Raw genomic sequence first — 12,807 nt, forward strand, 5'->3', positions numbered from 1 at the left:
GTCTGACGATCACTGCTGCCAGGCTATGCCCAGCCATTGTTTGGCCCGATTTTCCGCGCCGGAAGGCAATGGCGCGGTGCCGGTGTTTATCCAGGCGACGATGTCGTTCCAGGCGGTAGCCGCTTGCAAATCGCGTAACAGTAAGTGGTAGCCGTTTGGATAAACCGCCACGGTTTTCTCGGCGGTATTGCTGGCAAGTAATTGCTGGACAAAGTTTGAGGTTGGTTCCTTGGGGATGATTTGGTCTTTTTCGCCGTAAAGCATCAGAATATTGCCGTGCAGTGCGGCGGCGCTGTTATAGGCGTCATCCATTAAATCGGACAAGCCATACATGGTTTCCACTCGGGTGGCTTTTATCACCAAGGGGTCTCGACCCAGTTCGCGTAACATCTCGATATTATCCGAGGCCTGCACATGCAGGCCGCTGCCGGTCAAAGTCAGCCAGGGCAGGCTGTGCGCCAGGGTCCACAGCAAGCTGGTTTGATACCAGGGCATGGTGGATCTGGCCCACAGGGCCGGGGCGGACAGAATGATGCCGTCCACTTTGGGCATATCCTGCCGGCTCATGGCGGTAATCACCACGGCCCCGCCCATGCTTTCGCCCAGCAGATAAACCGGTAAACCCGGATAGCGTTGTTTGATTAATTGGGTAAAAACTTGCAGATCATCGGCGTAGGTTTTGCTGTCTGCCCATAAGCCGCGTTGCGGAGCTGCGCCAAAACCGCGCTGATCATACGCAAAACAGGCGATACCCTGGCTGCTGAAATACTGGCCGGCGGCCGCGAAAAAATGGTTGTAATCGTTAAAGCCGTGCAGGGCAATGATCACTGCATTGGCTTGGGCTGTCGGCAGCCACTGGCGTAAGGGCAGACTGGCACCGTCTTCGGTTAGAAATGCCTGGGCGTCAATTTGAGCGGCATGGGTTTTGGCACCGGGCGGATAGGCCATAGGCATGCAGGCGCTTAGTGTCATTATCAGCAAAATAACGGCAAAATGGTGGCAAAATTTCATAAATAGCGGTGATATCAATTGATGAAAGGGGTAATGATGCGGGTTGCCCTGCAATACCGGTATTGTACACAGGCCAATTGCCGCCTGGAATGGCTTAAATTTTGCGATTAAGCTGTCATTAAGCGTTGACCACAGCAGCCTGGCAAACTTACTATTCTGACTGCGGGAGTTTATATAAGTTTATCAATATATACTAAAATTATATAACAGAGGCTTTGTCGTCCTCAGCACGGGCCGGGCGGAAGTCGGGCTGGATAGATCAATAATAAGAACCTGGTTAAGGTCGAGGAGATATCATGAACAATACCATCAATCTGTCACGGCGGCGTTTTTTTGCCCAAACCGGCTTCGGCTTATTAGCTTATGCCGGATTACCCGGCATGTTACAAGCCATGCAAGGGATGGGCGATATGCCGAAAATGCCGCCGCGCAAGGCTACATCCAATTTCCATGCCGATGTGGAAATCAATCTGCAGTGCCAACCCGCCACTGTATCGATCTTGTCTGGGCAGGCCACCCGGGTTCTGCAATATTCCGCTCAATTGGTGAAAGGCCCGGCGCAGACTTTGACGGACATACCCGGTTCTTATCTGGGGCCGATCATACGCTTCGAAACAGGCCAAAAAATTCGCATTAATCTGCATAATCTGTTGGATGAACCCAGCATCACCCATTGGCATGGTCTGCATGTGCCGGCGGAAGTGGATGGACATCCGCTGTATGCTATCGATAAGGGACAGACCTTTGTTTACGAGTTTGAAATACTCAATCGGGCCGGTATGAATATTTATCATCCGCATCCGCACAATACCACGGCCAGTCAGGTCTATCACGGTCTGGCCGGCGCGATATTGGTCAATGATGCCGAAGAGCGCCGACTGGAACTGCCGCATGGCGAGTATGAAGTACCGATAGTGATCCAGGATCGGCAGTTCGATGCCAACAATCAGTTGCTTTATGTGCGCCATATGCGCGAGCGGATGCTGGGATTTTATGGCGATCGGATATTGATCAATGGTCGTCCGGATTTTCATCTCGACGTTGCCAGCCGGGCTTATCGTTTCCGTATTCTCAATGGTTCATCGGCACGGATTTACAAACTGGGCTGGGATGATAACTCGCCGGTTACCGTTATCGGCACCGATGGCGGTTTGCTGGAAACCCCGCAACACAAGCCTTATGTGATGCTGGCTCCCGGTGAGCGCATAGACGTATGGGCGGATTTTAGTGGACGCAAGTTTGGTTCACAGTTGGTGTTGCGCAGCCGGGATTTTTCCGGGGTATTACCGGGCATGGCCGAACGCATGATGAGCGGAGGGATGCATGGTACGGCTTTGCCGGTCGGCAGCGATTATCCCTTATTCAGTGTCAAAGTAACCCGTCAGGTCAGCGACAGTCCGGTATTGCCGCAAAAATTGTCGACCATTAAGCCTTATCGGCTCAGCGATACTGCCAATCCCGATAAACCGGTGCCGATTGCGGTTTCTGAGGGGCCGATGGCCATGTTGATCAATGGCCGGCCCTATGCTTTTAACGATGTGCAACCCTACGAACGCATTCCGGTCAACACCGTACAATTACTGGAAGTTTTTCACAGCCAGCATGGCGGACATGGCATGGGTATGATGGGTGGCATGAATCACGGCAAAGACAGCGAAGCCCAAGGCGGTATGGGTATGATGATGGCTATGGCGCATCCGATACATTTACACGGCCAGTCTTTTCAAATTCTCAGCCGAACCTTCAGCGGTAATACCAGCGCAGATTACGCCAGTGTTAAAGAGGGTTTTATTGAACACGGTTTAAAAGATACCGTGTTGTTGATGCCGGGTGAGCGCATCAAAATTATCAAACCTTTTCAGGATTTTAAAGGTTTGTTCATGTATCACTGCCACAATCTTGAACATGAAGATATGGGCATGATGCGGGACTTTTCGGTTATTTAGGGGGATTGGCTGGCTGATCTTGGTGCACCGGCAGGCTCAGTGCTTGTGGCCTGCCGGCGCTGATGGGCAAATTCAGTTATTCCCAGGGTGGTGCATCGCCGTTATAGGCAACAAAGTCTTTAATGCTGGCATAGGTAAACACGCCTGTGCCGGTAGCTGGTAGGGTGGGCTTAGGTGCTGTGCTGGGTTTATGGTTTACGGTTGCAGAAACGCCAGCAGTAACCGTATCGGTTTGCCATTTTGCAAATGGGGTCAGATCGGCTACCGTGCCGGGCACATACCATTTCTTATTGGCGGCATCCCATCTGGCCCCCAGTGCTTTTGCCGCATCCTTCTCCGGGTAGGGGACATTGAGGTAGATTTTTGCGTCTGCCATTATTGTAAAGTGCGCTATAGAATGCTGAAGTGGTTAAGCGATGTAGGCAGGCAAGCGCCTGAGCTACAGCAATCGAAATAAAGGGTATATTGTACAACGGTCTATAGCAGGGAATGATCAGAAATTAATGGCTTTGCATAGCTGTTGGTCTGTTCAGATTGATGGTTGCTTGGTCTGAGCCATTTTTGAGTTTAAGTCTTGCTTGATGGTATGATCATTTCTGTTACTGATAGTTGTCGGTTCTCCACCGCTTCAAACTGACCGCCTAACTTAGATTCGGAGTATAAAGATTTTTGTTTTTTCGGTTCTGCCAAAATAATAGCTAAACATTTCCCCGTTTTCAGGATAGTTTCCATGCCCAAGCATTTTTTAACGGATATCAACATCGGCACGTATAAGTGCTTCCAGGATTTTCAGGTTGGTGGCTTTAAACGCCTCAACCTGATTATCGGGAAAAACAATATTGGGAAAACCGCTTTGATGGAGGCGATTTTTATTAATGCTCATGCTAGTGAGATCAGATACGTGGTTAGCGCTATTATTGGCGTTAAATTTATGCGGGAAAATTTGAATCTATTGGCAGGGAATACATTAGAAGATAGGCATATATTTTTGAGCCAATTTAAAAAAATCAGGCTTAAATCGAGTGTCGCTGAACTAGAGTTTGAAGTTTTAGATAACGATGGTATTAAACAATATCAATTTATAATCAATGAACTAGAGTCGGTCGTCAATGCAAATGAACTTAATATTGTAAATCGCGTTCATCCTGCCAATATAGAATTCATTGATAATTTTGGTTGGTCGGATCGTGAATTAATTTTTGCATTTAATACCATCCAAACCCAGGATAAGGAACCTGAGCTAAATGCTTATATTCATGAATTTGACAATACTATCACTAGTTTTAAAGTGATAGGCAGCAAACCCCAGTGCGGGCTGCTTGAAAATGGGGGGACGGTGTATCGGGATATTGTCGAATTCGGCGATGGTTTGAAACACTATATTTCCATTATTTGCGCCATGCACGCCTGCAAAGATGGCTATTTGTTTATAGATGAAATAGATAACGGCATCTACTATGAGCATCTGGATCGCTTATGGGAACTGATATTTGATCTATCCAAAACTTGCAACTGCCAGGTGTTTGCCACTACCCATTCCAAAGAAATGCTGGAAGCCTACGCCAGAGTCGCACAAAAATTGCAGGATCAGGAGGTATCCCTCACCACACTGGTTAAAAATCGCCAAAATGAAATTAAAGCCTTGACGCTGGATTACTCAGGTTTAATCAACAGTGTGTTTGAACAAGGCCATGAGGTGCGTTAATGCGAGCAATTGCTATTCTGCATGAAGGAAAAAAGGATAATTTAGAGCAGGTTTTACTTTTGCAATTGCTTCAGGAATTAAAGCTACCCTCAGAAAAATGTCAGCTTTATGCGATGGGTTCGAAAAGTAATTTTTTTAAGTCCGAGCATGTTAATTATCAGCGGTTGGGCGATCTGGTTAATGCCGATCAAGTCGATAAAATACTCTTCGTTTTGGATGCTGATGATGCTAAAAATGACGTGAAATTTGGCGGATACGATAACACCTCAACACATATCCAGAGCATGATTAACACATTGGGTTGGCAGGCTATCAGCGATTTTTATATAGTCTGCAATCCTGGTACCTCCTCGGGTTATCTTGAGTCCCTGGTGTTGGCTAGCCTGCCGGAGCATCAGCGACTATGTATCAACAACTTTTTGAGCTGTTCGGAGTTTCGGGCTAAAGACCATCACAAAGACATCTATAGAGTTATTTATGAAATTGCTTTTCCGCAAGCACCATGGAATTTTCAGCATCCCCATTTCCAACTACTCAAAGAAAAACTTCAGGCCTTATTTTGAAAATGGTGTGTCTGATTTTATCACTAGCCGATCTAGTAGTCGGCCAATCATATTTTGACGGCTAGCTTGTTGATAGTCTCCGGCGCAGAGCAGGGGCCAAAAAACACTGCGCCGTCCAGCGCCATGCATTCCTCTTCCCGCTCATGCCCGAAGGGGAAATCAGGATAAGCTGGTACCATCATTATCTTGCTGCTTGTCGATTCTTGAATTGACAAGCACCGCCATCTCAGCACTTTTCCCCTGCTCAATGGTATTGAGCGCCTGGGCAACGCTGATCCGGTTTGGTAACGGTTGATTTTGACTGACCTTCCACTTGCCGGAAAGTTTGGTAATTGTAATTTCAATACCCACAATAGCTTCAATCAGCTTTTCGGTAAAATCATTAGGTGCGTCCGAAACAGCCCAAGGCTTGGATAAGGCGGCCTCGTTATGATTGGTTAATGCCTCAAGTTGCGTACGAATCCAGGCGGCATCATCAACGATTCGCAAAGAACCGTAGGCATGAACTACGGTGTAGTTCCAAGTCGGAACGACCCTCCCGGTTTCATGTTTGGTTATATACCATGAGGGGCTGATGTAAGCCTCCGGGCCATGAAAAATGGCCAATACTTGTTTGTCGGCTGCAAAATCACGCCAGACTGGATTTGAACGTGCAACATGGCCGCGTAAGACACCATAAGGCAAAGCCGATGCCAAAAGATGCAACGGTATGTGATTTGCGTTAATACCATCGGAACCAACCGTTACCAGGGTCGCCAAAGGCCGGTTGCGCATTAGTTCGTGCATGACTTCAACGTTAGGTTGATCAAACTGTGAGGGGATGTACATCCTACAACTGCCTGTTTCATTACGCGTTGGAATTTATCCATCCGTTTGCGGATGGCATTGGCCGAATGGGGCGCTTATTAGCTATCGTACCGGCTTAGTTTCAATCATCACAAGCCCCGCGCACGAATAGGGTTACGCCGACATCGCTATAAACTTCATCGTGCCAGGTGCCTGGTGTGGCTAATTGATAGTCTCCGGTGCAGAGCAGGGTGTCGCCCAGAAACACTTCGCCGTCCAGTACCATGCATTCTTCTTCCAGGGCATGGCCGTGGCGGGGTAATTGCGCTCCGGCCTGCATCCGGTAAAAGTAGGAGCTTCTGGTGCCGTCGCCCCATAGTTTTTTTCGCATGATGCCGTTGCCGGCCGGCAGCCAGCCTTCATTGGCGTTAGCAAAAATGGTGTGGGATTGCTGTTTGCCAAACGGCAGCAAGCCGCCTACGGCTTCCAGTAACACAGCGGTTTTGTCGCCCAGCGAGGTGCCGCGCAGATAGGCCAAAGCCCCCCGACTGGAGTGTATGGCCGAATGGCGGCTGCCGGGCAGGGTAACATGGTAATCCAGCGGGCCTAGCTGCAATTCGTCCATTTGCAAATCGCCCTTTAATACGATGCCTTCCTCCAGCCACTGGTGGCGGTGTGCTAACAAACTGCTGCCGGGGGCAAATTCAACTAATACTGAGCGGCCTTCCGGGCCGCTCCAGAGTTGCTTGACGCGAACTCCGGCGCTTACTGATTGCCATAGCCCTTTTCCGGCGCGAATCGTGAACAGATCGGCTTGTTTGGCTATGCTTTCCGCCACGCGGCCCAGCAGATCCTGACGCATAGCGGCATGCTGGGCGCTATTAATCTTGATCGGTGCCAGCGCTTCCAGAATTAAGCGATTGAGTTGGTCTTGTTCAGGCTGTTGTGAGTGATCCATAATGTAAGAATGCCTCGTTAGACGATACCGTCGGTTTCGATGAGGGAGTCACTCATCATGAGCTGCAAAGTCTGCAATGAGCGGCGAATATGCGACTTCACCGTACCCAGCGGCAAGCCGCTGCAGGCGGCAATCTGATCATGACTCAAGCCGCGAAAAAAAGCTAATGACACCAGTTGCCGGGGCAGCGGTTCCAGGCTGGCCAAAGCTGATTGCAATTGATGACCTTGTTCTATGGCTCCCAGTAAGTCTGGTGGTGCTTGGTCATCAGGTGCCGCGATTAGTTCCAGGGCTTCCATTTCCAGCTCGGACTCTTGAGTATCAATCTGGCGCAGTGCATCCAGCGCCCGGCTGCGGGCGATGGTCATCACCCAGGCTTTCACAGTGCCGCGTTCCGGATCAAAGCGCGGCGCCTGCCGCCAAACCTGCCAGAAAGTATCCTGAACCACTTCCTCGGCCAGAGTTGCCCGGATAGTGATGCGCAAAGCCAGGCCGTATACCTGGTCGGCCAGATTGTCATACAGTAAACCCAGGGCTATTTGGTCACCGTCAACCACGCCGGCCAGCCATTCCTGCAGCAAGCCTTCATTTTGGCCGTTATCCCTGGGCTTATCCTGGAGATTTTCTGTCATTTTGCGCCAACCATTATCCTTTCCATTTAACAAGTACGTTGAAAACGCCGATTTGGATGCTTAAGCCGGAAGCTTTGTTGCACCCACGGCGGGTTACGATGCGCAGCAAGGTTTTTGCGTAATTTAAAATCAATGGCTTGCGCATCTACCCCGCGCTACGTTGAGTAGATACAAATTATTTTCGATAAAAATACATCCATTCAGCCTAATGCTGCGTATTAGTTATTGCCAGCGAGTGGCGTATTGCAATTTCCAGCAGATGGGGCCGGTTTTCGAAGGTTTTCCGGCACCATTATTCCACTCGTTTGCTAATTCCATCAATCAGTTTAGAGGAACTTGATATGAAAAAAATAGCATTTGCCGCCCTATTAGGCAGTTGTTTAGTTCTACCGACCAGCGCGTTCTGCGCAGATTTCGATTTTAACGGCAATTTTGGCCACGATAACGATGTTCGGGAGTTTAGTTTTAGCCTGGGTGCTGCCGCTAATCTTACCCTGTTCACTTCGTCCTGGGTCAGCGGCAGGTTTGACCCGATTTTGACCCTATGGGACAGCGCCGGAAATCAGCTGTTTGAACAGGATGACGGTGGTTTGACCGGCACAGCGCTGTCAAACGGTACTGTTTACCAATACGGCGAATTCGATAATTTTTTGGTTGTTAATCTGGCAGCCGGCAATTATGTGGCCACGCTTACCCAGTACGATAATTTTTCGGCCACTAATCAACTCAGCGCTGGATTTTTGCGCGACTCCGAGCCGTTTTTTACCTCTGCTTTTGGGTGTACCAACGGCCAGTTTTGTGAAGGCTCTTTAGTCGATAGTCAAAATAATCCGATTCAACTCAATCGCAGCTCGGCTTGGGATATACATTTGCTGAATGTCGATAGCGCCGCATTAATTGCCGTTCCGGTGCCGGAAATGCCGATCTCTATGTTGCTGGGCTTGGCCGCTATGGCTGGTTTGAGCCTTGCCAACACCAAACGTTTCAGTGCCAAACTATACACAGCCTAGCTCGCCAGGTATAGGGCTTTTGAAAAAAATATTGATATTTTCTGTTTGACTGCATCCAGTTCACACCTGATTACGTATTAACAATGCAGGCTTAAACACTGTACTTTTATTTAATTTGAGGAAACACACAATGAAACCATTTTATATCCACACATTTAGGCCGTTAACGTTATGCATAGGCTTATTACTAAGTCCGGCGGCTTTTCAGTTGGCCGATGCCGCCAATCACCGCGAAGCGCCGCTGACAGCCCTGGATAGCAAAGCCGATATTACCGACTGGTACGTTTTTGTCAGTTATGACGACCCCACTAAGCTGACCATGATCTTAAATGTTGATCCCTTGCTGGAACCCAGCAACGGGCCAAATTATTATCCGTTTGATCCGGAAATACTTTATGAAATGAAAGTGGATAATGATTTTGATGCTCAGGAAGATGTGGTTTTACAATTCCGCTTCAAAACCGAATACCGTTTGGGTGATGTTTTTACTGGTATTGTTGGTCAGGAAACCGGTAAATATGCGCCCGGTAATTCGCCGAACAAGGACAAGTTTCCTACCGGCACTCTGATAGTGCCGCCGGCTGTCACCGCTTTGGATGGCCCCGGTTCCGAAGGTTTGGGCTTGCGTCAGAGCTACACGGTTAAGCTGATCAAAACCAAAGGTACTCATCAAGAAGTGATTGATCTTACCAATAACCAAAAGCTTTACACGGTGCCGTCCAATGTCGGACCCCGCACCATGCCCAATTATCCTGAGCTGGCCAGCCAGGGTATTTATAATCTAAGAGGCGGCATCCAGGTTTTTGCCGGTACTGTCGATGATCCATTTTATATTGATTTGGGGGCCGCATTCGATACCTTTAATTTCCGTAACGGTGCTGCCGGAACCGGCGTACCAGGGGTATTTACCGATGCGCAATATCATGCTGAAGGCAAAAACTTTGCCGCCGACGATGTGGCCGGCTTTAATGTAAATTCTATCGCTATCGAACTGCCCATCGCCTTGTTAACCAAAGACGGCAAACAACATGCCGCCGGCGAATCACTGGCTGTGCTGGGCACTTATGCCACTACTTCCAGACCCCGCACCAAGGCCTACGCCGAACAGCCGGGCGGCAATCCTAAACTCGCCAACAGTTATGTGCAAATTCAGCGCATGGGTAATCCCTTGATCAATGAGCTGCTGATAGGCACCGCCGACAAAGATAAATTCAGTATGAGTGAGCCGAAGCATGATGCGGTGTTTGCCAATTATTTACTGGATCCGTATTTGGCAAGAGTCTTTAATTCTATTTACAACGGTGTTGTGCCTATTCCGCCGGCACCCAGACTGGATCTGGCGCCTTTGGTTTATTATGCTGCACCTATTTGCCCCGGCTGCTCAAAAGCTGAACAAGGTCCGGTGGCGGATTTATTAAGAATCAATACCGGTATTGCCCCCACGCCGGCTGATTCACGCAAACGTATGGCCTTTTTGGCGGGTGATTCAGCCGGGTTTCCTAATGGTCGCCGGGTTTCCGACGATGTGACCGATATTGCTGCGCAAGTGGTGAGCGGGGTTTTGAATCCCGCCTTTAATACCTTTCCCAACAACCGGATTGCGGATGGGGTGAACGCTAACGATAGAAGCTATCAGGAAACTTTTCCTTATGTCGCCTTTGCCAACAGCGGCCGACAAAGCCGGCATGTCGACCCGAATGAAGCCGGCTGTTACGATGCGGCCAATCTGAGCAAAACAGTCAATTGCCCAAGCAATTAAGCTGTGGAATGACCCAGTGGCGGCTTGATGCCGCTGGGTCAACTGCTAAACAGACTCAAACATAGATTATGCCTGATGTTAAAGGGCAAAGGAGTTATCCATGAGGTATCTAATAAGACTGCTGTTGCTGGTTTACGCAACCATCCCGCAGCTTGGTCACGCATTAGCCTATTTGCCGCAGAGTGATGATCAGGTTTTGGAAACATTGCCGGTCAGGGATAAAAACTGGCTGGAAGTCAAAGCGCTGCGCGACAAAGTGGCGGCGGCGCCTAACGATTTGACGGCGGCGTTGCAACTGGTTAAACATTATATTGCCTTAGGTCGTGCTGAATCCGATCCCCGTTATTATGGTTATGCCGAAGCTGTGTTAAGCCCGTGGCTTAATGTGGCCTATCCCAATGCCGAGGTGCTGACCTTACGTGCCACGCTTTATCAAAATCGCCATGAATTCCCGGCAGCCCTGGATTATTTAAACCAGGCCCTAACCCGGCAACCCCGGCAGGCGCAAGCCTGGCTAACCAGAGCCATTATTCAGGAAGTTCAAGGTCAGTATGGCGCAGCCTTAAAAAGTTGCATGCCTTTAGTTAAACTGGCATCGGCGCTGACAGCCAATGTCTGCATCAATTCCACCCTCAGTCTGTCCGGGCAGATCGATACTGCTTACCGGCAGCTGGATCAGGCTTTACAGCTTGCAGCAGCCGAGCCGCTGGCCGACCGGCAATGGGCTTTAATTACCCTGGCTGAAATAGCGGAACGCAAGGGCGACCCAGTCGCGGCTGGGCAACACTACCGTCAGGCTTTGCAAATAGCCCAGCGTAACGGTTATTTACTGGCAACCTATGCCGATTTTTTACTGGATCATCAACACTATGCGCAAGTCGTGGCGTTGCTGAACAATGATATTCGTGCCGACACCTTGTTGTTACGTTTAACCCTGGCAGAGCAGGCCTTGGGCCTGCCTGAGGCCAATCAACATATCGAGATGCTCAAAGCCCGCTTCGCGGCAAGCCGGATGCGCGGCGATAGCGTACATCAGGGCGATGAAGCGCGTTTTATGCTGCATGTCTTGCATACACCCGGCCCGGCGCTGGCCTTAGCCTTATCGAACTGGGCGGTGCAGCGCGAACCGCGCGATACCCGGATTGTGCTGGAAGCGGCACTCGCCGCCGGTCGGATAGATACGTCGGTTCAGCCCACCCTGGCATTTCTGGCCCAGTCCGGTTTGCAGGATGCCCGGTTACAGCCCTTAATCGCCCGCTGTCAGGGAGATCAGTCATGAGGTATTTATTATTAATATTTATGGCTTGCACCAGTTTCACTGCCTTGGCGCACAAACCCAGCGATAGCTATCTGGCTATGAGCGTAGACGGCAATGAAATCCGTGGCCATTGGGACATCGCTTTACGGGACTTGGAATATGCATTGGGTTTAGATGCCAATGATGACGGCCAAATCATCTGGCGCGAATTGCGTCAGCGTCAGGCGGCGGTATTTGCCTATGCGTTTAACCGGCTGGAAATAACAGCCGATCAACAACATTGTGCACTGCAACCATTGACAATGATGGTGGATGAGCACAGTGATGGCCGTTATGCGGTACTGAATTTTCAGGCAGCCTGCCGGCCTGGCGTTAAGCAACTGGAAATTGGCTATCAGCTGTTTTTTGATCTTGATCCCCAGCATCGCGGCTTATTAACTATCCACAATGGCACTTACACCGGCACCAGTATCTTCAGCCCGGCGCAGCCGCAGCAAACTTTTGCCCTTAATTCGGTAAGCCATCCTGGGCGCGAGCTGCTTAATTTTGCTTATGAAGGGGTTTGGCATATCTGGCAGGGTTTTGATCATATTCTGTTTTTGCTGAGTTTATTGCTACCGGCAGCCCTGTACCATGAGCATGACGAATGGCGAGCCAAACAAAATCACATTCTGGTCTTTTGGGATGCACTGCAGGTCGTCACGGCTTTTACACTGGCGCATTCCATCACGCTCAGCCTGACCGCCCTGCAATACATCGCACTGCCCAGCCGCTGGGTAGAATCAGCAATTGCCGCTTCGGTGATTTGTGCGGCGCTAAATAATATCTATCCCGTATTATCCCGGCACCGCACCTGGCTGGCGTTTGGTTTCGGCTTAATCCACGGGATGGGTATCGCCAGCGTATTACTGGATATGGGATTGCCGGCCAGCCAGCGGGTATTATCCCTGCTGGGCTTTAATCTGGGCGTCGAAGCCGGCCAACTGCTTATTGTTGCAGCCGCGCTGCCCTTGATCGTGGTGTTTAGCCGCTCACGCTATTATCCGGCCCTGGTTCTGAAACTGGGTTCAGCATCCATCGCCATGATTGCGCTGGTTTGGCTGGTGGAGCGTAGTCTGGATTTTCAGATTAAAATAGGCTGATGTGATAACGAGGGCATCAATAATGGATGCGAATCGC

The 12,807-nt window shown here is 49.8% G+C and carries 14 protein-coding genes; 8 read left to right on the forward strand and 6 right to left on the reverse strand.

Annotated elements, in window-relative coordinates:
• Positions 1 to 9: 9 nt before the first annotated feature.
• A complete protein-coding gene (locus KEF85_RS04860) occupies positions 10 to 1,011 on the reverse strand; it encodes an alpha/beta hydrolase (protein WP_246535039.1) in 1,002 nt (333 codons plus the stop codon).
• A 296-nt stretch (positions 1,012 to 1,307) separates the two neighbouring features.
• Here KEF85_RS04860 and KEF85_RS04865 point away from each other — a divergent pair, with 296 nt between their 5' ends.
• Positions 1,308 to 2,957, forward strand: coding sequence for a multicopper oxidase family protein (locus KEF85_RS04865; protein WP_215583587.1), 1,650 nt, complete (start codon positions 1,308 to 1,310; stop codon positions 2,955 to 2,957).
• Positions 2,958 to 3,033: 76 nt separating this feature from the next.
• Here the strand turns inward: KEF85_RS04865 and KEF85_RS04870 are convergent, their stop codons facing one another.
• Both KEF85_RS04870 and KEF85_RS17040 read right to left on the reverse strand, forming a co-directional pair.
• Positions 3,034 to 3,333, reverse strand: coding sequence for a DUF5710 domain-containing protein (locus KEF85_RS04870; RefSeq protein ID WP_215583588.1), 300 nt, complete (start codon positions 3,331 to 3,333; stop codon positions 3,034 to 3,036).
• Between the two features lie 369 nt (positions 3,334 to 3,702).
• Entirely contained in the window at positions 3,703 to 3,840 is a 138-nt protein-coding gene (locus tag KEF85_RS17040) for a hypothetical protein (RefSeq protein WP_246535113.1), read from the reverse strand.
• On the opposite strand from KEF85_RS17040, the gene KEF85_RS04875 reads away from it, so the two are divergent.
• Together KEF85_RS04875 and KEF85_RS04880 are read left to right on the forward strand one after the other, a co-directional pair.
• Positions 3,814 to 4,662, forward strand: a complete 849-nt coding sequence (locus KEF85_RS04875) for an AAA family ATPase (RefSeq protein ID WP_246535095.1) — start codon at positions 3,814 to 3,816, stop codon at positions 4,660 to 4,662. The genes KEF85_RS17040 and KEF85_RS04875 overlap by 27 nt on opposite strands.
• A complete protein-coding gene (locus KEF85_RS04880; RefSeq protein ID WP_215583590.1) occupies positions 4,662 to 5,225 on the forward strand; it encodes a hypothetical protein in 564 nt (187 codons plus the stop codon). Before KEF85_RS04875 ends, KEF85_RS04880 begins: the two co-directional genes overlap by 1 nt.
• Before the next feature lie 159 nt (positions 5,226 to 5,384).
• On the opposite strand, the gene KEF85_RS04885 is transcribed toward KEF85_RS04880, so the two are convergent.
• Complete coding sequence (locus tag KEF85_RS04885) at positions 5,385 to 6,053, reverse strand: FMN-binding negative transcriptional regulator (protein WP_215583591.1); 669 nt, start codon at positions 6,051 to 6,053, stop codon at positions 5,385 to 5,387.
• Between KEF85_RS04885 and KEF85_RS16790 the strand changes: the two genes are divergently transcribed.
• Positions 6,038 to 6,151, forward strand: a complete 114-nt coding sequence (locus KEF85_RS16790; RefSeq protein WP_246535040.1) for a Fic family protein — start codon at positions 6,038 to 6,040, stop codon at positions 6,149 to 6,151. The two genes, KEF85_RS04885 and KEF85_RS16790, sit on opposite strands and share 16 nt — an antisense overlap.
• Before the next feature lie 2 nt (positions 6,152 to 6,153).
• On the opposite strand, the gene KEF85_RS04895 is transcribed toward KEF85_RS16790, so the two are convergent.
• Positions 6,154 to 6,969: a cupin domain-containing protein gene (locus KEF85_RS04895; protein ID WP_215583592.1), complete on the reverse strand. Its 816-nt coding sequence runs from the start codon at positions 6,967 to 6,969 to the stop codon at positions 6,154 to 6,156.
• A 17-nt stretch (positions 6,970 to 6,986) separates the two neighbouring features.
• Positions 6,987 to 7,601, reverse strand: coding sequence for a sigma-70 family RNA polymerase sigma factor (locus KEF85_RS04900; protein WP_215583593.1), 615 nt, complete (start codon positions 7,599 to 7,601; stop codon positions 6,987 to 6,989).
• Between the two features lie 341 nt (positions 7,602 to 7,942).
• Here KEF85_RS04900 and KEF85_RS04905 point away from each other — a divergent pair, with 341 nt between their 5' ends.
• From KEF85_RS04905 to KEF85_RS04920, 4 genes are all read left to right on the forward strand, one after another.
• Positions 7,943 to 8,611 carry a DVUA0089 family protein gene (locus tag KEF85_RS04905; protein ID WP_215583594.1) on the forward strand — a complete coding sequence of 223 codons (669 nt, stop codon included), beginning with the start codon at positions 7,943 to 7,945 and terminating at the stop codon, positions 8,609 to 8,611.
• Between the two features lie 130 nt (positions 8,612 to 8,741).
• Positions 8,742 to 10,370: a DUF4331 domain-containing protein gene (locus KEF85_RS04910; RefSeq protein WP_215583595.1), complete on the forward strand. Its 1,629-nt coding sequence runs from the start codon at positions 8,742 to 8,744 to the stop codon at positions 10,368 to 10,370.
• A gap of 100 nt (positions 10,371 to 10,470) precedes the next feature.
• Positions 10,471 to 11,649, forward strand: coding sequence for a tetratricopeptide repeat protein (locus tag KEF85_RS04915; RefSeq protein ID WP_215583596.1), 1,179 nt, complete (start codon positions 10,471 to 10,473; stop codon positions 11,647 to 11,649).
• A complete protein-coding gene (locus tag KEF85_RS04920) occupies positions 11,646 to 12,770 on the forward strand; it encodes a HupE/UreJ family protein (protein WP_215583597.1) in 1,125 nt (374 codons plus the stop codon). Before KEF85_RS04915 ends, KEF85_RS04920 begins: the two co-directional genes overlap by 4 nt.
• Positions 12,771 to 12,807 lie beyond the last annotated feature (37 nt).

Origin of the sequence: Methylomonas paludis (assembly GCF_018734325.1) — a bacterium.
In the GTDB taxonomy this organism is placed as follows: domain Bacteria; phylum Pseudomonadota; class Gammaproteobacteria; order Methylococcales; family Methylomonadaceae; genus Methylomonas; species Methylomonas paludis.

What these genes read in the sequence shown, in the direction of transcription:
- KEF85_RS04860 (WP_246535039.1), bottom strand. Translation starts at nt 1,011, where the DNA reads ATGAAATTTTGCCACCATTTTGCCGTTATTTTGCTGATAATGACACTA.
- KEF85_RS04865 (WP_215583587.1), top strand. Translation starts at nt 1,308, where the DNA reads ATGAACAATACCATCAATCTGTCACGGCGGCGTTTTTTTGCCCAAACC.
- KEF85_RS04870 (WP_215583588.1), bottom strand. Translation starts at nt 3,333, where the DNA reads ATGGCAGACGCAAAAATCTACCTCAATGTCCCCTACCCGGAGAAGGAT.
- KEF85_RS04875 (WP_246535095.1), top strand. Translation starts at nt 3,814, where the DNA reads ATGGAGGCGATTTTTATTAATGCTCATGCTAGTGAGATCAGATACGTG.
- KEF85_RS17040 (WP_246535113.1), bottom strand. Translation starts at nt 3,840, where the DNA reads ATGAGCATTAATAAAAATCGCCTCCATCAAAGCGGTTTTCCCAATATT.
- KEF85_RS04880 (WP_215583590.1), top strand. Translation starts at nt 4,662, where the DNA reads ATGCGAGCAATTGCTATTCTGCATGAAGGAAAAAAGGATAATTTAGAG.
- KEF85_RS04885 (WP_215583591.1), bottom strand. Translation starts at nt 6,053, where the DNA reads ATGTACATCCCCTCACAGTTTGATCAACCTAACGTTGAAGTCATGCAC.
- KEF85_RS04895 (WP_215583592.1), bottom strand. Translation starts at nt 6,969, where the DNA reads ATGGATCACTCACAACAGCCTGAACAAGACCAACTCAATCGCTTAATT.
- KEF85_RS04900 (WP_215583593.1), bottom strand. Translation starts at nt 7,601, where the DNA reads ATGACAGAAAATCTCCAGGATAAGCCCAGGGATAACGGCCAAAATGAA.
- KEF85_RS04905 (WP_215583594.1), top strand. Translation starts at nt 7,943, where the DNA reads ATGAAAAAAATAGCATTTGCCGCCCTATTAGGCAGTTGTTTAGTTCTA.
- KEF85_RS04910 (WP_215583595.1), top strand. Translation starts at nt 8,742, where the DNA reads ATGAAACCATTTTATATCCACACATTTAGGCCGTTAACGTTATGCATA.
- KEF85_RS04915 (WP_215583596.1), top strand. Translation starts at nt 10,471, where the DNA reads ATGAGGTATCTAATAAGACTGCTGTTGCTGGTTTACGCAACCATCCCG.
- KEF85_RS04920 (WP_215583597.1), top strand. Translation starts at nt 11,646, where the DNA reads ATGAGGTATTTATTATTAATATTTATGGCTTGCACCAGTTTCACTGCC.